Genomic DNA, 22,287 nt, shown 5'->3' with positions numbered 1-22,287 from the left:
GTGGACCGGCTGATCCAGGTTGGCCAGCCGGTGCGCCAGCAGGCCCGCAGCGGAACTCACATCCATACGTACGGCAGAGGTCACGGTACTCGCAGGTCGCCCGTTGACCGGGTGTGCACCCTATGATGACGATGTTTACCGCCCTCCCTCGACCGGCGGTCACTCGGCTGTGACCGTGCCAGCGCGTCCGTTGCCGTGGACCACCGTGGCCACGGTGTGAGGGGTAGGGCGCGAATCCGCGGCGGGCGCCCGGCACGCACGGCCGACACGGACGCGGGCCGGTGCCGATTCGGACACCCAGCAGACGAGGACCCCATGAGTGAGAACACCCCCGAACCCCCGGCCGACCGCCCCGTACTGGACCCGCCGCCGCCGGAGGAGTTCATAGCGGCCGCGAAGTTGGCGCCCAACCACTGGCTCTTCATGATCGACCCCGCCTGGCAGGGCGAGCACCCGCCGCCGGAGTGGGCGGTCCTCGGTCAGTGGCGTTCGGACTCCGAGGGCGAGATCGTCGAATGGGAGGACAACGAGGACTACCGGCCGTCGCCCGAAGCCATGGGGTGGCCCGAGCCCCTGGACGACGTGGACCGCGCCATCCAGATGGCCACCACGGGCTACGGCCCGGCCGAGGACGTCACCGCGGCTCTCGCCCGCGCCGAACTCTTCGTGCCGGTCACGGCGGACGGAGAGCTGATCGGCGCCGCGACGAGCGACGGCGCCGCGGTCGTCCTCGCCTATACGGCGGCCCCCTACCTGCATGCCTTGGGCCCACTGCGTTCCGAAAAGGTGCCGATCGCCGACCTGGTCGACCGAATCCCGGACGGCCACAGCCTCTCGTTGAACAGCACCGGGCCGGTCAACATGGTGATGACCACGGACGGTCTCGCGGAGGCGCTCAAGGAGGCGGTGCGGGAAGCGGAAGGGGCACAGGACGACGCAGCGGCGAATCCGCAAAGCGAGGACGACGCCGACCTGTTCCCCGACGAAGACGTGGACGACCTGCCCGACTCTCAGGAGGACGTGGAGTCAAAGCTGCTCGGCGCCGAGGAAGAGCGGGAGGAGAGGCCCGGCCGGCAGGAGCGCGGTGACGGGGCGACGACGGCCGAGTGACCCCACGGGATCGGGGGGTGCGGACGCACCGGAGGCCGGCGTTCACACTCCGGCCCGCGCCTTGGTCCGCCCCGTGGTCGTGATTTCGCGACGGTGCCCGTGCGAGCGGCGTTTCACGCGGGAAAACGGGCGTGTCGAGGAGTGAATGGGCACACCGGCGCGGCCAACGGGCGTGACGGATGTGGCATCCTCATGCCTCATCGAGCTGAATCAGACGGCAGACGGTGCCGCGACCCGCGAGTCACCCGGCACGGACGACTGAGCACGGCGAAGCGACCGCCGGCCTATCCAGCGGACCATCGGATCCGTCCTCGCCGGACAGGTAGACATGGCGTCCAGTCACACCGATACTGAACGTTCTGTATAGTTGTTCGGGGCGTGGATGTGACGGCCGGAGGGCGGGCATGAAGAAGTGTGCGGCGTGGTCGGCCTCTTGGGGCGCTTTTCGCCCTGGTGCCCCATTCCGGAGGCGAATTGGGCTGCGTCCCCATCCGCCCGGTTCGCCTCTTTGTCCTCCCGCGCATTCCTGTCTCCGGAAGACTCCCGACTTCCACAACGTTCCTTATGCGGGCGGCCGTCGGGCACGCGGGAGCCCGAGTGGGCTTGCCTCTCACCCCCAACAGACGTGACAGGTCTGGCATTCTGATGCCTCATCCATCTGACATACGTGCCGGAGTCGGCGTGACACGCGACCGGCACGCATGATCTCGTTTACGGACCATGAGAGTTCAGGGAGAAATGCGGCCCCGAGAACGGCATGGCGAACTGCCCGTGATGCCCGATGGCCCGAACGCGCCCGCCGCCTCGGAACCATCACCCCGTGAGCCGTCCGCCGAAGACGCGGCCGACGGCATGGACCCGAACGACATACCCCAGGCCGTGCGCGACATCGCACGCACGGCACCAGGGCACTGGATCGGCGTGGTGGACCCCGAGTGGACCGAGGAGCGGCCACCCCCCGAGTGGGCGCTGGTGGGAGAGTGGCGTTCGGACGACAGCGGAGAGGTGGGGGAGTACCGCGCCAACCCGGCGTACCGGCCCTCCGCCGGCGTGCTCGGCTGGCCGGACCCTACCGATCCGGTTGATGCGGCGGCGCAGCGCGCCGCCACCGGCTACGGCTCGGTGGAGGACGCCCTTACGGCCCTCGCGGAGGCGGACGTCGCGGTGCTGCGGGCGCCGGACGGTGCGCCACTGACCGCAGTCGGACGGGACGGGGCCCCGGTCGTGCTGCTGTTCACCTCGCCGGCGCACGAGTTCATGTCCTCGGCACTTCGGCATGACAGGCTCCCCGCCCACGAGTTGGTCCGCGCACTCGATGGTTCAGACGCGCAGCTGCTGGTCAACGCCGCCGCGGCGGCTCCCCTGTTCGTCCCGGCGGACAGCGTCCCCGCCCCCCGGGGCGGTCCGGACACCGAGGCGTCACCGACGGAGGTCGAGCAGCACCACACCGGCCCTTCCGGTTACGACTCGTCGCCCGCGGCCCCCGGCCACAGCCGCACCAGCCTCTCATCCGAATCCTCGCCCCACATCGCACGGAGGACGTCATGACACCTGCATCGCAGCACCCCGCCACGCCCCCGCGGCGCGGCGGCGCCGACGGAGAGGAGACGGTCGCGGCCGCCACCGCTGCGACCGAGAGCTCGCAGGCAGCCGCCCCCGGAGAGGGCCCCGAACCCCAGGCCGGGCCCACGCGGGCGAAGGCCGCGATCCGGCCCGCGACGAACGAGACCGCGGAAGGGGCCGAGGAGGCGGGTGAGACGGGCGACGGCGCGACGAAGGGCGAGTCCGCCGCGTCCGCTCCCGCCCCCGAGCCGACGGCGGCCGCCGGGCGGGGCAGTGACACCGGAGGCGCCGACGGCGCTGCGGCCAACGGCGGTCGTACGGAAGCGGAAGCCGAGGCCGACGGTGCTGCCGTCGCGGAGGCGAAGAGCCGGCTGCCCGCGTTCGTGCGGACCATGTCCGCGACCGCGATCAACCAGCCGCGGCAGGAGGCTGGACCGGTCGGGCGGCCGCGCAAGACCATGCTGTACGGTGCCGCGGCCGCCGGGGTACTGCTGGTCAGCGTGCCGTTTCTGGCGAACACGGGCCACGACGATGGCCCCAAATCGAGCTCGACGGCCGCCGCCGGAACCGTACTCGGCGGCAACACGCAGGAGGCGCCGGGTGACTTCAAGCTGCCCGTGACCCAGTCCCCTTCCCCTTCTCCTTCGGCTAAGGAGAAGAAGGAGAAGAAGACCCCTCCGCCATCGACGCCCAAGGCGGAGACCTCCCCGGCGAAGCAGCCCGTCGTGCAGTCCACGCCCCAGAGCAAGTCGAAGACCAAGCCGACGCCCACGCCGACCCCGGTGGTGAAGCTCAGTTCGCCCGTCTCCCCGCGCAGCGGGCTTTCCGGCCGCTGCCTGGACGTACCGGCGTCCACCTTCTACAGCGGCGCGCAACTGTCTGTGTGGGACTGCAACAACGGCCCGGCGCAGCAATGGCAGTTCGGCTCCGACGGCACGATCCGCATCAGGAATCTGTGCATGGACGTGGTGAGCCTTGCCAAGGGCTACCCCATCACGATCGCCAAATGCGACGGTGACAAGTCCCAGAACTTCGTCCTGAACCAGCGTCACGAGTTGCGTAACAACGCGACCGGCCTGTGTGTGGACATCAAGGGCGACAATCCGGGCAACGGCTCCTCGCTCCAGCTCTGGGACTGCCTGGGAACCAAAGACCAGATGTGGCTCGTCTGACAGGATCGGTCCGATTCCGTAGGCAGGTCCGTCCCGGCATCCGTCCGCCCCGTGCGCGAGGCATGATGGCATCGTCGGACCCACTGACGTCCGCCACCCGGCGACGTGGAAGCCCTCTCAAGACGCCTCGTGGCAAGGAGGTTGGTGCGTGTCGCGCCAGGTACTGACGGTCGGTCCCGGAGACCGCGATCCCTACCGGACGATCGGTGAGGCGCTCGCGGCCGCCCGCAGCGGCGCGCTCATCAGCGTGCGGCCCGGGACGTATGCCGAGGCCTTGGTCGTCGACACCCGAGTGACCATCGCCGCCGCCGAGGGGCGGGGCACCGTGGAGATCCGGCCACGCTCGGGCAGTGCGCTCTCGCTGCGCGCCGACGCCGTGATGCTGTCCGAGGTCACTCTGCGGGGTGGCGACGCCGAACTGTCGGCCGTGGACGTGCGGCGCGGACAGGCCGCGTTCGACGGCTGCGAGGTGGTCGGCGCGGCCTGGACGGCGATGCTGGCCGGCGGCACCGGGTCGCTCGCGCTGCGGGACTGCCGTATCAGCAACCCGCAGGGGGCGGGCGTCGTCGTCACCTCGGCGTCGCCCACCACCGTGGAGTCGTGCACCTTCGAACACCTGGGCACGAGCGGTCTGGTACTGGCCGAACAGGGCGAGGCGCGTATCCGTGGCTGCACGGTGCGCGATGCCCGCGGCAACGGCCTGCTCGCCAACGGCGAATCCCGCGGTTCGGTGGAGGACTGCGACATCTCCTCCACCGACAAGCCGTCCATCGCCCTGGAGCAGAACTCCGCTGTCACCGTCGTCCGCACCGTGGTGCACGACACCAGCACGGGCGTCCACGTGAGCAGCACGGGCCGTACGACCCTGGAGGACGTCCGTGTCACCGGGGCCTCTATCAACGGCATCACGCTCTCCCAGGGCGCCGACCCGGTCCTGCGCCGCTGCCGGGTCTCGCGTATCCGTGGCAACGCCGTCCTGGTCACCGACCGGGCGCGCGGGACGTTCGAGGACTGCTGGGTCACCGGCGCCCAGGGCATCGCGGTACGTGTGGCGGGGGCCGCCTCTCCCGCGTTCACCGGGCTGACGGTCCGCGACTGCGAACAGAGCGCGCTGCTCCTGGAGGAGAACTCGGCGGCGGAACTCGACCGTTTGGAGGTGATCGGCGGTTCGCCCGCCATCGTGGTGCGTGACGGCGCCAACCCGCTGCTCCGCCGGGCGCGGCTCGTGGAGCCCTCCGGTGACGGCATCTCGGCGGTCAAGGACGCCCGCGGCCGGGTCGAGGACTGCGAGATCATCAGACCCAATGGGGTGGGCGTGCGCGTGGCGTCCGGCAGCTCTCTCTACCTGGCCGGCGGCGGGGTGTCCGACGCCGTCGCCCAGGGTCTGGTCGTGGCGGACGGCGGCAACGTCACCCTCAGGGACTTCCGTGTCGAGGTGTCCGGGCAGGAGGGCGTCGTCGTTGAGGCGGGCGGAGAGCTGACCGCCAACCGCATCGCTGTCCACGCCCCCCAGGGCCACGGCGTCCTCCTGAAGGAAGGCGCGCTCGCCTCACTGAGCGGATGCGAGGTGACCGGCGGAGCCCAGGACGGTTTCCGGGTGGAGACCGTCGAGCCGGTCTCCCTGGTGAACTGCGCCGCCCGGGAGAACGCGGGCGGCGGCCTGGTGCAGACCGTGCCCGGCGAACGGCTCGCCGTGGACGGCCTGACCAGCGCCGCCAACGGCAAGCGCGACGCCTGGGGGGCCGGCACCGCCGAGCACACCGACCCGGCCGGCTCCGGCGCCGCCGACGCGCCCCCGCCGGACCGCGAGGACGGCCCGCTGGGCGCGCTCAACGCGCTGATCGGTCTGGAGAACGTCAAGCAGCAGGTGCGGACGCTGGTCAATCTCACCCAGCTCGCCCAGCGCCGCGAACAACTCGGCATGACGGCACCGCCGATGAGCCGCCACCTGATCTTCGCCGGCCCGCCGGGCACCGGAAAGACCACCGTGGCCCGCCTGTACGGGGCGATCCTGGCCGAACTCGGCGCGCTTCCCAGCGGACACCTCGTGGAGGTCTCGCGCGCCGACCTGGTCGCGCAGATCGTCGGCGGCACCGCCATCAAGACCACCGAGACCTTCCAACGCGCCCTCGGCGGGGTGCTGTTCATCGACGAGGCGTACACCCTGACCGCCGACAGCGGCAACGGTGGCGCCGACTTCGGCCGTGAGGCCGTGGACACCCTGCTGAAGCTGATGGAGGACCACCGCGACGACGTGGTGGTGGTCGCGGCGGGCTACTCCCGTGAAATGGACTCCTTCCTCGGGTCCAACCCCGGCCTGGCGTCGCGCTTCTCGCGGACCATCGAGTTCGAGAACTACTCGGTGACCGATCTGGTCGCGATCATGGAGAGCATGTGCGCCCAGCACCAGTACGAGCTCGGCGAGGGCACGGCTGAGGCCCTGGCCGCACACTTCGAGGCGATGCCCAGGGACGCCGGCTTCGGCAACGGCCGCGCCGCACGCGGGGTGTTCGAGGAGATGGTGGACCGGCAGGCGGTACGGCTCGCCTCCTTGGAACAGGTCGGTGAGAGCGACCTGCGGCTGCTGCTGCCGGAGGACGTGTCCCCGGCCGCCGCCGAGAAGGCCGTCGCCGGGACCACCACCGAGGACGACCCGCTGACCCGCCTGGGTGACATGGTCGGCCTCGCGGACGTCAAGCGCGACGTCGCGGACCTGGTCAACCTCATCACCACCGCCCGTCATCGGGCCGCCGCCGGGCTGCCGGTGCCCTCCATCAGCAATCACCTGGTGTTCACCGGCCCGCCGGGCACCGGCAAGACCACCGTAGCCCGCCTGTACGGCAGCGTCCTGACCCAGCTCGGCATCCTCGAACGGGGCCAGTTGGTCGAGGCGGCCCGCTCCGACCTGGTCGGCCGCTACATCGGCCACACCGCGCAACTCACCCGCGAGGTCTTCGAGCGGGCCCGCGGCGGCGTCCTGTTCATCGACGAGGCATACACCCTCACCCCCCGCGGCGGCGGCGCCGACTTCGGCCAGGAGGCGGTCGACACCCTGCTGAAGCTGATGGAGGACCACCGGGACGAGGTGGTCGTCATCGTCGCCGGCTACACCGAGGAGATGGAACACTTCCTCGCCTCCAACCCGGGCCTGTCCTCACGTTTCCCGCGCCGGATCACCTTCTCCGACTACTCCTCGGAGGAACTGGTCACCATCGTGCGCTCCCATGCCGCGTCGATGGGGTACGAGTGCGGTCCCGGCACCGGCCCGCTGCTCAAGGAGTACTTCGACGCCCAGCCCCGGGACCGCTCCTTCGGCAACGCCCGCCTGGCCCGCCAGGTGGTCGAAACCATGGTCACCCGGCAGGCGGGGCGGCTCAGCTCCGTGGCCGCGCCCACCCTGGACGACCTGCGTATCCTGCGCCCGGAGGACATCGTCACCGCCACGCCGAAGGCGGTCGGCCGATGAAACCGCCCACCAGGGGCGCCCGTCTGCTGTGCGGCACCGCCCTCGCCGCCGGCCTGCTGCTGCCCCTGGCCGTCACCGCCCACGCGGCACCCCGTGCGGACCCGCCGGCGGCGACCGGCGGACAGGAACTGCCCCCCATGCCGGCCTCGCTGGACCCGGACGCCCAGCAGGCACAGTGCACTCCCGCCTCGAAGGAGAAGGCGCGCACACAGGACTGGTCGCGCCAGCGCCTCGACCTGGACCGCCTGCACCAGCACACCACGGGCGGGGGTGTCACCGTCGCCCTGATCGGCACAGGGGTGGCACCTCAGGCCTCTGGGCTCGACGGCAGGGTCACCGTCTCCGGGTCGGCAGGCGAGGACTGCGTCGGATACGGCACCTTCCTGGCCGGTCTGATCGCCGGGAACGGAGGCGACAGCCCCAAACTGGCCGGCGTCGCTCCGGGCGCGAAGATCCTGGGCCTGCGCGGCACCGACCAGCTCGGCCGGGGCAGTGCCGCGCAGGTCGCGGCGGCCCTGCGCGAGGCCTCCCAGGCGCGGGCCGACGTCATCGCGGTCACGGTCGCCCTGCCGGACCGTGACCCAGACCTGACGCGCGCCGTCGCCGAGGCCCGTGCGGCGGGCGCCGTTGTCGTCGCGGCGGCCGCCCCCGAACCGGCACGGCTGGGCACGGACGAGACTCCGGTCCGCACCTACTGGCCCGCCGGCGAACCAGGGGTCCTCGCGGTCGCTGACATGCTCCCCAGCGGTGCCCGCCCGGACGGCTCGCTGCCCGCGGCCGACGTGGACCTGGTAGCCCCCGGCGTGGGCGTGGTCTCGGGGGGGCCGCGCGGGACCGGCCACTACCTCGGTGCGGGCGCCGCGGTGGCCACCGCCTACGCCGCCGGAGCAGCAGCGGTGGTCCGTGCCGCCTACCCTGATGAGTCCGCCGAGGCAGTCGTGCACCGTCTGACCGCGACCGCCTATCCCGCCGACATCCCCCAGCTCGACCCGTACGCAGCCGTCACCACGGTGCTCGGCGACCCGGGTACGTCCGAGGGGGCGGAGCCCGCCGCGGAGCCCGTGACCGTCCGCGACACGTCCGCCGCCGACCGGACCCTGGACCGCGCCACCCTCGCCCTCGCTGTCGGCTCCGTCATCGTTCTGGTCATGGGGTGGGGCGCGTTCGCCCTGCGCCGGGCACGCGCGCGGCAATGGCGCCCGGCGGCGGGGACGAACGTGAAGGACGATCCGGCCGCGTCATAGGCGCACCGCCGGCGGAGACGGCGACGGGGGCCACCTTCCCAGGTGGCCCCCGTCCTCATGTACGGGCCCAGCTCTCCCGCTTCCCGCTCGTCAGTCCTGACGGCCCGGGTGCTCCTCCGCCAGCGCCGTCTGCATCAGCCTGGCCTTGCGCCGGGCGATGTGCAGAGCCCGGCCGGGAGGCAGGGTGAGGGGCTTCGCGTCGAAGAGACGGCCCTCGGTGGGCGGGCAGGACAGCAGCACGGCGGGGTTGTTGGCCTCGTCGAGGCGGCGGATGAGCCCGTCACTCATGCCGCGGCCCGCCCCCATGGCGCTGCGCGCGACGATCAGGTGCATGCCCGTCTCGAAGCCGAGGGTCAGGAACTCGAAGAGCGCCTCGAAGGGGTTCTGGAAAGAGTTCCCGGAGACCATGTCGTAGTCGTCGACCAGGATGAACAGGCGCGGACCGGTCCACCAGTCGCACGAGCGCATCCGTGACGGCGAGATGTCCGCGCCGGGAACACGGGTCTTCATCGCGCGAGCAGCACCGTCGACGGTCTCCTGGAGGTTGTCCAGGGAGATCACATGCCCGATGCGGTACTCCTCGGGGATGGACTCCACCAGGGTGCGCCGGTAGTCCACCACGATGATCTTCGCCTCGTTCGGGGCGTACCGGGTGGTGATCCCCTTGGCGACGTGGCGCAGCATGTTGGTCTTGCCGCTCTCGGTGTCACCGACCACGATCAGGTGCGGGGTACGGCTGAAGTCGTGCCAGACCGGCTCCAGTGCGTCCTGGTCGATGCCGAGCGGCAGGCGCATACCGCCGCCCTCGGTGGGCTCGGGCGCGGGCAGTTCGGCCGCCGGGAGCCGGTGCGGCAGCATCCGCACCTTCGGGGCCGAGGGGCCGGGCCAGTGCCGGGAGATCTCGGCGACCAGATGGCTGACACCGTCGCCGAGGTCTTCGAGGGAACCACTGCCGTCCAGCCGGGGCAGGCCGGCGAGGAAGTGCATCTTGCTGTCGGCGGTGATGCCGCGTCCGCCGCTGCGCGGCACCGAGCGCGCCTTGCGGGTGTCGATCTCGGAGTCCATCGGGTCACCCATCCGCAACTCCAGGCGGGTGGCGGACTGATCACGGACCTGTGCGGACAACTCCACCCAGCGGTTCGTGGTGATGAGCAGATGGATGCCGTAGTTGAGTCCGCGGGCGGCGAGTTCGTTGAACTTCGGGATGAGGTCCTCGTAGTCCTGGCGGACCGTGGACCATCCGTCGACGACCATGAAGACATCACCGAAGGGCTCTTCGGGGAACTCCCCGGCGGCCCGGCGCCGCCGGTAGGACTGCATCGAGTCCAGGGTGTGGTCCACGAAGAACTGCTCGCGCTGGGCGAGCAGCGACATCACCTCGGCGACGGTCCGGTGCACCCGGTCGGGGTTGAGACGCGCGGCGACACCGCCGACGTGGGGGAGCCCGGCGAACTGGGAGAGGCCGCCGCCACCGAAGTCGAGGCAGTAGAACTGGACCTCGGCGGGCGTGTGCGTGAGCGCGAGGGCTGCGATCAGGGTGCGGGCGAGGTTGGATTTGCCGCTCTGCGAACCACCCGCGATGGCGACATGGCCTTCCGCGCCGGAGAGGTCCACGATCAACGGGTCTCGCCGCTGCTCGAACGGTTTGTCGACCAGGCCGACCGGGACGCGCAGTTTCCCCGTTCCGGGCCAGCCGGCGGCGGTCAGGCCCCGCTCGGGGTCCGGGGCTATGCCGGGCAGCAGCGTGTCCAGCGGCGAGGGCTCGGTCAGGGGCGGCAGCCACACCTGGTGGGCGGCGGGGCCGGAGTCGCGCAGCCGGTCGAGGGCCACGTCCAGCAGGGTCTGCTCGTCGCCGGTCTTCTCGGTCTCCGGCTCGGGTTCGGCGGCGGGCTCCAGCGTACGAGGCACGACCCAGCTGCTGGTCCACGGCACCACCTGGCTGGCCACCCGCGCCTGTACGACTGCGCCGGTGCGCCGCCGGTAGCCGCCGGAGGAGTAGGCGGCGCGGAACCGGGTCAGGGCCTCGACGCCCGACTTCAGATAGCCGCTGCCGGGCTGGGCCGGCAGTTCGTAGGCGTCCGGTACACCGAGGACGCCGCGGCTCTCCATGGCGGAGAAGGTACGCAGGCCGATGCGGTACGACAGATGGCTTTCCAACTGGTGCATGCGGCCCTCGTCCAGGCGCTGCGAGGCGAGCAGCAGATGCACGCCCAGGGAGCGGCCGAGGCGGCCGATCATCACGAACAGGTCCATGAACTCCCGGTGTGTGGAGAGGAGTTCACTGAACTCGTCGACGACGACGAACAGGCTGGGCAGGGGGGCGAGGTTCGTCCCGGCGGCTCGGGCCCGCTCGTACTCCAGGGCGGAGGTGAAGTTGCCCGCGGAGCGCAGCAGTTCCTGGCGGCGGATGAGTTCGCCGTGCAGGGCGTCCTGCATGCGTTCCACCAGGGCGACCTCGTCGGCGAGGTTGGTGATGACGGCGGAGGTGTGCGGCAGTTCCTCCAGGCCGAGGAAGGTGGCGCCGCCCTTGAAGTCGACCAGGACGAAGTTGAGGGTCTCGGATGAGTTGGTCAGGGCCAGCCCGAGAACGAGCGTGCGCAGCAGTTCGCTCTTGCCGGAGCCGGTGGCGCCGATGAGCATGCCGTGCGGGCCCATACCGCCCTGGGCGGACTCCTTGATGTCGAGCTCGACGGGACGGCCGTCGACGCCGACCGCTATCGGCACCCGCAGCCGGGCCGAACCGGTGTGCTTCTCGAAGAGTACGCGTGGTTCGTGACGGTGCAGGTCGGCGATGCCCAGGAGCGTGGTCAGCTCGACGTCGGAATCCATCGGCTGTGAGATGTCGGTGCCCAGGCTGATGCGGCGCGGAGCCACGAGCCGGGCCAGGGCCTCCGCGCCGAGCACACCGAGCCGGTCGGGCCGGCCGAGCGGCACGGAGCGTTCCTTGCGGCTGCGGTCCGTACGCACCAGGCTCACCTGCTCGGGGCCGACGGTCAGCCGGAGCGTGTTGCGGCCGGGCCGCCAGCGCAGCCCCTCGCCGACGTCGAGAATCACGGCGTTGCGGTAGCCGTGCCCTTCCCAGCGGTGCCCCTCGGGAACCGTGACACCGTCCAGGACCACGACTGTGTACGGCTCTTCACGGCCGGGGCGGGCGTCCGGATCGAAGCCGGGGCGTTCGGCGAACTCGGCACCGAGCAGATCGTCCAGTTCGGTGAGGTCTCCGGCGATCCGGCGGACCTGCCCGGCACCGTCCTCCTCGTGCGGGTGCAGCGCGTGCGGCAGCCACTTCACCCACTCCCAGTCGGGCCGCCGCTCGTCACTGACGCACAGCACGATCCACAGCTCCTCCGGGGCGTGGAACACGGCGAGTTGAGCGAGCAGGGCGCGGGTCAGTGCGCGTACCGCGCTGATGCCGTCGTCGCTGTCCGCCGACTCACCGTCCTGCTCGCCGGGCGACTCTTCGGGCCGCAGCTGGATCCGGGCCGAGGACCGCAGATACAGACCGAGCGGCTGCTCGGGAATGGTGGAGTAGGCGCGGACGAAGCGGCGCAGGGCGTGCGCACAGAGTGGTTCGAGGTCCTCGACGGGCCGGGTGGAGACGGGAGTCAGGGTGAGTGCGAGTTGCTGTTCGCCGACCGCGATGCGGACCTCGCCGAAGTCCTCGTCGCCGGGGCGGCGTTCCCACAGTCGCGAGGTGCGCGCCAGCGACCGAAGCGACGCGGGCTCGGGGTGACGCCAGGCGAGAGCCCGCTGTTGCTCGGTGATGGTGCTCCGCACCCGCTTGCGCATCTGGGTCAGATAGCGCAGATAGTCACGGCGCTCGCCCTTCAGACGCTGCTTGCGCTCGCTGTTGCGGCGCAGCAACTGTCCCAGCAGCATGGCGACGGCGGAAACCACCAGGGTGCCCAGCGCCAGGTAGGTGAAGGCGCCGTTGCCACCGCCGGGCCGCAGGAACAGCAGGGTCACCGACACCGACATCAGGGCCACCGGCAGATACGTCCACACCGCCGAGGTGTCAGGGACGCTCTCGGAAAGGACGGGCGGCTCCTGGAGGGTCAATTGCCCGTCGGGCATCTGTGGACCACGTCTGCGAGCAGGCCGGCGGAACAACACGACACTCAAGGAAAGAACCTCCGGTTTCGCCCGCCCGGACTTTCATGGCCCCGTGAGGCGATGAATGTTAGGTGAATGTTTTGTCGGGGCAGTGGTCTGCGGTCAACTCCCCTGCGCGGATGGTCCCATGCCGGCTGGCGAGTCGGGTCCGCAGCGCAATTCTGCGGGCGTGGGCAGTAGTCTGCATTCACGAACGCGACCTGTCCACGCCGGGAGGGGCCGGTCGGCCGAGGTTACATTATGGGCTGTTCCCAGTAACGGTCGGCCACCGCTAGTGAGCGCGAGGCATGTCTCGCGGTCCGTGGCATACGCAAGTCCGGGAAGGTGTAAGGCCCCTGATAGGAATGATCTTGCGACAGATTTTCTGACCGCGGGGCCTCACGTGGCGACCAGTGTCACCTACACCGCCGTGCTCGATGTGAAGCGGTCCACCACCGAGCACCTGGCCGGCCTCCTGCGCGATCACCGGATCGCGGCCAGGACCCACAAGGGACGACGCTGCTTCGAGCAGGCCGTGCATGCTGCGCTGGTTCCTCGGCGGCACCCGGCTGGCCCAGCTCGCCTGCGACAACGGCCTGTCGGCCTCCACCTCCTACCGCTACCTCTACGAGGGGACTGGCCGTCCTGGCCGCCGGGGCACCGGACCTCACGACCGCGCTGGAGCGTGCGAAGGCAGCCGTGCTCACCCATCTGAACCTCGACGGCACCGTCATCCGCACCGACCGCGTCGCCGCCCCCGCCGGCACAGACCTCTGGTGGTCCGGAAAACACCAGCACCATGGCGGAAACGTGCAGGTCACCTCCACCCCGGACGGCCGGCCCATCGGGGTCTCGCCAGTACGACCGGGCCGCGAACACGACAGCACCTGCGCCCGTCACCACGGCCTGATCGACGCCCTCAACCGAATCGTCGCCGAGCTCGACATACCGAACCTGGCCGACCTCGGCTACGAGAACGCCGGCGACGGCTTCCGCCACCCCGTCAAGAAGCCCGCCGGAGGCGAGCTCACCGAGACCCAGCAGACCTACAACAAGGTCATCCGGGGCATCCATGGTGTCGGCGAGCGCGCCAACTCCCTGCTCAAGACGACCTTCAAGGCACTGCGCGGGGTCAGCCTCGACCCCAGCCGCATCACGAAGATCGCCGCCGCAACCGCAATGTGGGGCTATGCGGAGGCCAAGTGAAGCGAGAACGTTCGGTGTTGACTTCGGAGGGAGCCCGGGGCAAGCTCATCTGGAAGGAAGAACGTTCTACCCTCTTGAACCTGCAGAGACTGGAGGATCTCATGCGTACGCGAGGATCGCGGTCATGGGTGCACTCGCCACGGGCGCGTTGATGATTTCCGCGGCCGGTACGGCCTCGGCCCAGACACATCTCCTTCCGACTTGGACCAAGTCCTACCTGGAGTGCCAGACGCTGGGCGACACGCTCGCCCAGCAGGGCCTGCTCGCCGGCTTCCGTTGCGGGGCAAGGAGTTACGGATTCGTGATGATCCCCTGGTAAATCGCGGCGAGAGGTCTCCGGGAGAAAGCCCGTGACAGGAAGTGGGTGAAGCCTGGCCGCCGTAAAACACTGCGGCGACCCTCCTTGCTCAGGATCACCTTCAAGGCTCTGCGCAGGTTCAGCCTCGGCCTCAGCCGTAGCCCTCTTCCTGCTCCAGCTCGAGTACGACCTCGCCGTCTGATCAATGACAGAGCGTCAAGGCCTCCGGCCAAGCCCCCACGGAAAACTGAGAGTCCTGCTGATGAGCGACAGCGCGATAGCCGAACTGTGCCGCCTGACCGTACGCGCGCCCAGTGTCTCCGTCGATCTGGCCGTGCCCTCCGACGTGCCGGTCGCCGATCTCCTGCCCACGCTGCTGCGATACGTGGGTGAGGAGACCGAGGAGGCCGGACTCGACCACGCGGGCTGGGTGCTGCAGCGACTCGGCGACGCCCCGCTCGACGAGGAGACCACCCTGGGTCAGGCCGGGCTCTCCGACGGAGCGGTTCTCCACCTCCGCCCGCACACCGAGGCGTTGCCCGAAGCGCGTCTGGACGACCTGGTGGACGGGATGGCCGACACCGTGCGCCGGTCGTTGCACACCTGGCACGCGGAGTCGGCCCGCGGAGTGCTGATCGGCGCCGTGGTGGCGACCGTTTTGGCCGCCCTCCTGCTGGCGCTGTGGCCCGGAGTCACGGACTCCGCCTCCACCCGGGTCGCCTGCGTGGCCGTGACCGGCCTGCTGCTGCTCGCGGGCGCGGGCTCGGCAAGTCGCGCCGTCGGCGACCGTGCCTCCGCCATCGCCCTCGGCATGCTGGTAGCGCCCTCCTTCGCACTGGCCGGCTGGCTGCTGCCCGGAGGCGACCTGACCGGTCCCGACGCCGCCGAGGTCGCCGGCGCGCGACTGCTCGCCGCCGGGGCAGCGGGCGCGGGTGGAGCGGTCCTCGCGCTCGCCGTCACCGCGGTCGGAGCGCCGGCTCTGCTGGCCACCGCGGTGGTCGCGGTGATCGGCGCGCTCGGCGGGGCCATGATCGGCTACAGCGATCTGAGCCTGCCCGCCTCGGCGGCGCTGGTGGCGGCGGCGGTCACGCTCGCGGCCGGGGCGGTGGCCCCCTTCGCCTTCAAGCTGGCCGGCATGCGGATGCCCGCGCTGCCGACCACGGCCGCGCAGCTCCAGGAGGGCATCGAGCCTCACGCGGGCAACGAGGTCGCGGAGCGGACGCAGTTGGCGGGGCACTGGGTCACGACGCTCTTCGCTGTCGTCGGCCTCGTCAACGCCGGAGCGCTGGTCGTCCTCGCCGAGCACCCGAACCTGCCCGAGGTCCTGACCGCGCTCGGACTGTGCCTGCTGCTGTTCCTGCACGCACGGGGCCTCATGCACCTCGGCCAGCGACTGAGTCTGACCGTCCCTGGGCTGTGGGGTCTGCTGTTGCTCGCCCGCGCCTGGGCGCTGGACAGCGACGGCGACGAACGCGTCGTGGTCTTCGCGGTGATGCTGGCCGCCGCCGCCGCGCTGGTCATCGCCGCATGGACCGTGCCGGGCCGCCGCGTTCTGCCGTACTGGGGCCGGGCCGCGGAGATCGCGCACACCGGTCTCGCGGTGGCCCTGCTGCCCCTGTGTTTCTGGGTGGCGGGACTCTTCGGCTGGCTGCGCGGCCTCTTCGGCTGACGTACGGAAACGGGGTGGCGGAAACAGGAGTTGAGGAGGAGCCGTGCAGTCCAGGCGCGACCAGGTGAATGCCCACACCTTCATGATCGGCAGACTCAGCTCTGCGCTGCTGATGGGGGATCCCGACGCCGCGGAAAGCCCACTCGGGCGCACCACCCGGGGTGTGATCTTCGGCGTACTGTTCACCATTCTGGTTGGAGCGGGGGCCCTTGTCTTCGGGCTGCTGCGGCCCGGCGGGAATGACGGCTGGCGCGACGGGAAGCACTTGGTGGTCAACCGGGACACCGGCGCCCGCTATCTGTGGACCGACACCGACGGTGTACTGCACCCTGTGCGCAACTACGCCTCCGCACGGCTGATCGGCGGTTCCGATCTGGCGACCACGGACGTCAGCAGCGCCTCACTGCTGGACGTACCGGTGGGCTCCCCGGTCGGTATCCCGGGTGCCCCAGAGGGCGTGCCGGCGTCCGGTCGGCTCGAAGGCGGAGCCTGGCACATGTGCGTCACCGGGCCGGACGGTGCACTGCTCGACACGACCGGCACCCAGGCGAACACCGCGGTGGACAAGCCCGGCAGCACCACTCTGGTGGCCGGGGCACCCGTGAAATCCCGAGCGGTCGACGCGGACCGCGCGGTGCTGGTGCACGGCCCGGACGACACCGAGTACCTGGTGTGGCGCGGCAGCAGGTTGCCCCTGGACCGCGCCTCCGACGCCCGCAACGCTCTCGGTTTCGGCACCACGCAGTCGATGCCGGTCTCCGCGGCCTTTCTGGACGCACTGGCGCCGGGACCCGCGTTGAAGTCTCCCGACGTGCCGGGACGCGGTGGCCCCGGACCCGAACTGGGAGGTGAGGCCACCCGCGTCGGACAGGTGTTCAAGATCAGTGTGGTCGGCTCCGACAGCTCTTATTACCTGCTGCGCGAGGACGGCCTGGTACCACTGACCCCGCTCGGCGCCGCTCTGGTACTGGGTGATCCCGCGACCCAGAAACAGGCCTACCAGGGCAGTTCGCCCGAGGCCCGCACGCTGGGCGCGGACGCGCTGCGCGAGCACCGGGCACCGGGCTCGGCCACGGCGGGCACCGCGGAGCTGCCGGACACTCCGCCGGTCCCGCAGTTGACACCGCGCGGCAGGGCGCTGTGCGCGCAGGTGGACGGCGACAACGGTGGCGCCCGGCTCAGCTCGGTCATGGTGCCACTGAGTGAACTCACCCCGGTCGTGACCTCCAAGGCCGTCCTCCAGCCGTCGCAGCCGGCCTGTGTCCCCACCGACGCCACGGTGGTCCGGCCGGGGCGTGGGGCTCTGGTACGGGCCCTGCACGCGAGCGGCGCCGCGCACGCCGGTACCACCTATCTGGTCTCCGACGACGGCGTGAAGTACCGCGTCCCGACCGAGGATTCCCTGAAGGCCCTCGGGTACGGAGATTCGGACGTCGCCTCGGTGCCGGCGCCGCTGCTGTCGGCTCTTCCCACGGGTCCCGACCTTGACCCTGCCTCCGCCTCAGGTGCCGCCAAGTCCGTTGTTACGGCGCAAAAGTGTGCTGCGGGGACAAGCACGAGGCAACGTGATTCCGTTGCGGACAACGACAAGGACAAGGCGGGCGACACTGCCGCCGGCGCCCTTTCATGATGCGGGCTTTCCGGCAGGCAGGCAGGAGTCTTGTCCCTCTGTCCGCGGCCAGGACGACGGCCGCCAGGTCGTCTCCCGGGCCGAGTCGCTCCTGCTGGTCGAAACGGCCCGCAGGACCGGTCTTTGTGCAAGGCCTGTCTCTGCGGACTTTGCCCCCTGCGGTTCGTCCTGTTCTCCGCAGCCGCCAAGCTCGTCACCACCGGCCGGCGCCGCACTTTCCGCCTCGCCCGCCACCGGGCCTGGAGCCACGAAATCACAGCCGCTCTCGGTCGACCCCCGTCCTGACGACATCCCCGGGCAGTGGACCCTGCGCGCACCCGATGTGACAGTCGGCCACCGGCCATCCCACCATCTGCCCCGCAAGACAAAAGGGTCACTGAACCGTCCGGCGGATGCTCGCGGATTGCTGATGCGACCTCCGTATCGCTCTACGACCCCGACCAGGAGAGGTATGACGGTAAATCGGCGATTTCACCTGCCTGGGCAGTATGAAGAACAGGTATCAAATGCACGTCATATGCCCGGGACGGGCACCCCTGGTGACCGATCGCCGTCTTCGTCTGCCTGTTTGGCGCCCGCGGCGGAATCGTCCGGTGTAAGCATCCGGTGAATACGCACATCACCCGCCCAAGGTGAGACACGCGTGCTTTTTGGCTGCCGCCTTGGAACAACTCCCCTGGCCCGAACGTTAATTGTGACGGCCAACGTATGTTAGAAGGTTCCTGCATGGCGTTGCGCGGGGCGCTGGTTTTCCTAAGCCTCGAAAAGCGAAAGCCTGCCCATGACAGGACCAACTCGATGAAAGGAACATGACATGGCCGACACTGGCGCAAGGAAAGCGGATTATTCCAAGGGCTTGGGAGGTGTCACCTCCCTGCAAACGGCCCAGCAGCAGGTCGCACGAGTTCAGAACAACGTCGTTGAGATCGCCGCTCGTTCGGGCATCGGCGGCGACGAGGGCGTGGCCCTGCGGAGGCTGTTCAACAGCTGGAGCGAGGAGGCGCAGAAGGTCGTCGATCAGATCGCAAGGATGGTCGACGCGCTCGAGCACAACGTGCACTCTGCCCACAAGTTGGCACAGAACAACCAGGAGCAGATTCAACAGCTGGCGGGCGCGACCTCCAAGGGCGTCTTCCAGGCGCTCAGCTGACCCAGTCCGTACACCCGGGAAACGGCCCCTTTGTGAGGTCCTACCCGTGATCCGTCCGGGCCCGCGCCCGGTCACCCGAGAGGAGACGTCATGGCCGACGGCATCATCGACGTGCAGTACACCGTAGCCAGGCAAGCCATTGAGGATCTGCGCGCGCAGACCCAGCAGATCGCGAGTGTCCTGAACAACCTGCAGGACGAACTCCAGCCGCTCATCAAAACCTGGGAGGGTGACGACCAGGAAACGTACCGTCAGGTACAGCTGGAGTGGAACCAGGCCACCGGCAACATGGGCACGCTCCTGGACAGCACCGGCGAGCTGCTTACCCACATCCACGACGGCCACATCCGCGACGAGCGCAAGAGCGTCGACGGCTGGAACAGCGTGCGGGTTCGTTAGCGCAGCCCCCTTCATTCGTCGCCGCCCCGGAGGGCAAGCCACACCGTCCGGGGCGTGCGATCGGAAGGTGCCGAACCCGCCCGCGCGGTCGCCCCATGTGACGACGTGGTGCGGGCGCGGGCGGTTTCGGCTCCCGGCCGGTGGCTGCCGGCGCGCCAGAAGCCCGCAGCCGCCGGACGGACCACCTCCCTTTCTTTCTCGTCCGGTAACAAGCGGCAGGAGACGTTCCATGGCTGGTGACAAAGCCGACGTCACGCACTTCAACATCAAACAGATGGAAAATTTCCGGGACAACGAGGTGCAACCGGTACAAAACACGGCGACGAAGTACCGCGAGGACGGCGACGGGGGCCACATCCGCTCGCTGGCCGCTCTCATCGACGGAAAGACCACCCCGGACAACCTCGGGCAGGACACACAGCTCCTGCGTCTCGGTCGTATGGGCTCCGAACCACTCGTCTCCGGGCCGACGCTGCTGGAGAGTGTACGGGCCTCGGCCACTGCCGTCGACAAGCTGCTCGGCGATCAGATAACCCTGTTCAAGGACCTGCAGGCGGCCCTGACCGAAACCATCGACCAGGCGATCAAGACCAAGGACGAGAACCTGAGCAAGATCGACGCGCAGACGCTGCTCATGAACTTCCAAGACATCGACGCCCTCACCTCCGGTGGCACCGGTGGCACCGGAGGCACCGGTGCCACCACATAAACGAACGGAAAGGTGACTCGACCGGCTGACGCCGAGTCATCGTAACGACGGACGCCGGGCAGACTCCGCCCGCTCGACATAAAAAAGTTCGGCTGCATCCCGCGGGGAGCATCGATGCACCGGAACTGACGACGACAGACCAGAAAGGCGCCCAGGTGGCCGATCGATTCGATCCCAATTCCGTCGCCAATGTCAACAAGTTCGGCAGTGGCGGTGCTGCGTCGGACGACACCTGGGCCGGTCTGGTCACTCACCTAACCGGCTACCCGGTACCGGACCGCGCCACCGTTTTCGACAAGCTCCGCTCCGAGCACGGCGGCAAGCTCTTCCGGATGGATATCAAGAAGCACTCCATCAAATCGCTGGTCGAGGACGGCACAGGCTTTCTGAGGAACGCCGGCGAGGACTACGACATCTGGTTTTTCGACATGAAGGGCGACGCCACGCTACGCCAAGCTCGCATCGTTTTCGAGGGGCGCGCGAGAAATGGCGACGAGATCTACTTCGAGGACGCCAAGTCCAATAGTGCGGGCAATGAGTTCAAAGATTGGCACAAGGACGAGTTCAGTACGATTCCACTTTACCAGTACATGAACGGCCCCCGGACGGCGCTGCGAGCTCTTTTGGGCGGTGACACTGATGGCGTTCAGTTCAGCGGTTTGTCCGTCGGGAGTGCCGATGTGGTGGACCTGAAGACTTTTGCCGCCACAGGTGAGTCCTTCGATTTCGCGGCCAAGTTCTTCAAGGACCAGGACGTTGTGCTGAAAGACTGGGAGGACCGCTTCAGTCGGGATGACGCGAGCTGGAAGGGGGAGGCGGCGGAGGTCTTCCAGAGTCTGCTGAAGAAGATTCGGGAGAATTACGACAGCTACGTGGAGACGTTCAATTCCACGCCTCCGGGGACGGAAGGTGGCACTGGCAGCACAATATATTCGCGCGCTCTGTCACAGGCCCGAATGTACCTGCAGGATTCCACTGCGACGCTGTTGGAAGCGTGGTACGCCTGGGCCACCTCTCCATACTTCGACCCGCTTCGGGTACTGCGTTACGTCCTGGACGACCTTGCTCAATGGGTGGACGCGAACAACGTCACCAAGGTGGACATCGAAAGTTCAACGTCTAATGCGGCTGGCGCGGCTTCTGGGGGTCAAGCGACCATTACATGGGATTATAACGGACATGCGAGGCCAGGATTCACTCAAGTACATCCGGAGTACGGTGACCTCTCCGACATCGCGAACTGGGCAAAGGTCGGCGACAAGGCGGTCAGCATCTGGAACCAGGGCGTCGATGAATACCTGGGCAAGCCGGCCACCCAGGTGCAATCGGCCCTGAATAACCACTTCCTGGATCTGGCCAGGGTGTTCACGGAGAACCAACCCCAACCGAAGTCGACCGGAACGGCTGCCGACGAGTACGCGAAGAATAAGAATGACGAAGAGATGGAGGATGCCGATAAGCAAAATAAAGATGCGGAAGATTTTTTGAAAAAGCAACAACAAGACTACGAGGACGACAGGAAAAAGCAAGAAGAGGAGAATGCAAAGCGACAGGCAGACTACGAGAACGACAGGAGGAAACAAGAAGAGGAAGAAGCAAAGCAGAAGGCGGAATACGAGAACGACAGGAAAAAGCAAGAAGAGGAAGAAGCAAAGCAGAAGGCGGAGGTGGAGAAGGAGCGTCAGGAGCAGAAGGCCTACGAGGAGAAGCTGCGCAAGGAACAGGAGGAAGCGCAGGCGGAGGCGGAGCAGAGGGCCAAGGAGCAAGCCGACCGACTCGAAAGTAATCTGGGTGACTTGAACAACCCCGCTGGAGGCGGCGGCCAGGACTTGAACAGCCTCCTCGGTGGGGGCGGACCGGACGGAAAAAAAATCACCACCGAAAGTCTGGGCGACCTTGGAGACCTGAACGACAGTACGAACGATGTCACCGATGATGTGACTAACAAGAATACCGACGCTCTGGGCGGATTGAATGGTGACAGCCGGGGCGGGACGAACGACTTCAACGATGCCCTGACCCAGAACCTGGGGGCTTTCGCTGGTCTGAACAATAATCCAGGCGACACGCGCGACTCCGACACCCCCCCGACCACTCAGGATTTGGGTGCCCTAACCGGACTCAACGGCGGAGGCTCCCTGCTGAATCCCACCGGCGGCGGTACCAGGACAGACAATCGAAAGATCACCAGCACTTTCCCGGACGGGAGTCGTTCGGTCTTTGATCCTGACACTGACACGGTGACGACGACTGGTCCTGACGGACATGTCACGACGAATGATCTGGGCGGCGGGGCGTCGGTGACGAATCCGGATGGTTCGGTGACGTCGCTGGGTGATGACGGGAAGTTGACGACGACGTTCCCGGATGGTTCGACGCAGACGGTCGATCCGGCGACGGGGCAGGCGGTGACGACTGGTCCGGACGGTAAGTCGGTGACGTCGAACTTGGGGAATCTCGGCAACCTCAATGGTGGTCTGGGTGGGGGCGGGCTCGATACACCGACGGGTGGTGGTACGGGGCTGACCGATGACGGTGGGGTGATCAATAAGTTCCCGGACGGGAGTAGTTCGGTCTTC

The 22,287-nt window shown here is 68.7% G+C and carries 13 protein-coding genes and 1 pseudogene; 13 read left to right on the top strand and 1 reads right to left on the bottom strand.

The annotated features are described in order from the left end of the window. The first annotated feature begins 315 nt into the window (after window positions 1-315). The 5 genes from H293_RS51610 (at window position 316) to H293_RS0144525 (ending at window position 8,555) form a co-directional block, all read left to right on the top strand. A complete protein-coding gene (locus H293_RS51610; RefSeq protein WP_020124244.1) occupies window positions 316-1,110 on the top strand; it encodes a type VII secretion system-associated protein in 795 nt (264 codons plus the stop codon). A 738-nt stretch (window positions 1,111-1,848) separates the two neighbouring features. Continuing rightward, the gene (locus tag H293_RS0144540) at window positions 1,849-2,658 is read left to right on the top strand and encodes a type VII secretion system-associated protein (protein ID WP_020124243.1); all 810 of its coding nucleotides are present in this window, start codon (window positions 1,849-1,851) and stop codon (window positions 2,656-2,658) included. Next, window positions 2,655-3,845 carry an RICIN domain-containing protein gene (locus tag H293_RS0144535; protein WP_020124242.1) on the top strand — a complete coding sequence of 397 codons (1,191 nt, stop codon included), beginning with the start codon at window positions 2,655-2,657 and terminating at the stop codon, window positions 3,843-3,845. Before H293_RS0144540 ends, H293_RS0144535 begins: the two co-directional genes overlap by 4 nt. Before the next feature lie 148 nt (window positions 3,846-3,993). Next, on the top strand, window positions 3,994-7,311 hold the full coding sequence (locus tag H293_RS0144530; RefSeq protein ID WP_020124241.1) for a right-handed parallel beta-helix repeat-containing protein: 3,318 nt from the start codon (window positions 3,994-3,996) through the stop codon (window positions 7,309-7,311). Then, a complete protein-coding gene (locus H293_RS0144525; protein ID WP_020124240.1) occupies window positions 7,308-8,555 on the top strand; it encodes a S8 family serine peptidase in 1,248 nt (415 codons plus the stop codon). The genes H293_RS0144530 and H293_RS0144525 overlap by 4 nt, the downstream gene beginning before the upstream one ends. 90 nt (window positions 8,556-8,645) lie before the next feature. Here H293_RS0144525 and H293_RS0144520 read toward each other — a convergent pair whose 3' ends face one another. Further along, window positions 8,646-12,629 (bottom strand): type VII secretion protein EccC, encoded by a 3,984-nt coding sequence (locus H293_RS0144520; RefSeq protein WP_020124239.1) that lies wholly within the window; start codon window positions 12,627-12,629, stop codon window positions 8,646-8,648. Between the two features lie 421 nt (window positions 12,630-13,050). Here H293_RS0144520 and H293_RS53375 point away from each other — a divergent pair. From H293_RS53375 to H293_RS51600, 8 genes and pseudogenes are all read left to right on the top strand, one after another. Then, a pseudogene (locus tag H293_RS53375) lies at window positions 13,051-13,853 on the top strand (HARBI1 family protein). Between the two features lie 124 nt (window positions 13,854-13,977). Further along, window positions 13,978-14,172 carry a hypothetical protein gene (locus H293_RS0144510; RefSeq protein WP_020124237.1) on the top strand — a complete coding sequence of 65 codons (195 nt, stop codon included), beginning with the start codon at window positions 13,978-13,980 and terminating at the stop codon, window positions 14,170-14,172. Window positions 14,173-14,413: 241 nt separating this feature from the next. Further along, on the top strand, window positions 14,414-15,820 hold the full coding sequence (gene eccD / locus H293_RS0144505) for a type VII secretion integral membrane protein EccD (protein WP_020124236.1): 1,407 nt from the start codon (window positions 14,414-14,416) through the stop codon (window positions 15,818-15,820). Between the two features lie 43 nt (window positions 15,821-15,863). Next, on the top strand, window positions 15,864-17,450 hold the full coding sequence (gene eccB, locus H293_RS0144500; RefSeq protein WP_020124235.1) for a type VII secretion protein EccB: 1,587 nt from the start codon (window positions 15,864-15,866) through the stop codon (window positions 17,448-17,450). An 814-nt stretch (window positions 17,451-18,264) separates the two neighbouring features. Further along, a complete protein-coding gene (locus tag H293_RS0144495) occupies window positions 18,265-18,600 on the top strand; it encodes a hypothetical protein (protein WP_020124234.1) in 336 nt (111 codons plus the stop codon). A gap of 90 nt (window positions 18,601-18,690) precedes the next feature. After that, window positions 18,691-18,999, top strand: a complete 309-nt coding sequence (locus H293_RS0144490; protein ID WP_020124233.1) for a WXG100 family type VII secretion target — start codon at window positions 18,691-18,693, stop codon at window positions 18,997-18,999. 229 nt (window positions 19,000-19,228) lie between these two features. Further along, a complete protein-coding gene (locus H293_RS0144485; protein WP_020124232.1) occupies window positions 19,229-19,708 on the top strand; it encodes a type VII secretion system-associated protein in 480 nt (159 codons plus the stop codon). A gap of 155 nt (window positions 19,709-19,863) precedes the next feature. Then, window positions 19,864-22,287, top strand: a 2,424-nt coding sequence (locus H293_RS51600) for an AAWKG family protein (RefSeq protein WP_020124231.1), incomplete at its 3' end; no start/stop codon positions are given.

Source organism: Streptomyces canus 299MFChir4.1 (genome assembly GCF_000383615.1).
Lineage (GTDB): Bacteria > Actinomycetota > Actinomycetes > Streptomycetales > Streptomycetaceae > Streptomyces > Streptomyces canus_C.
The sequence above is the reverse complement of the archived record's forward strand: the minus strand, read 5'-3'. Positions and strand labels throughout refer to the sequence as shown.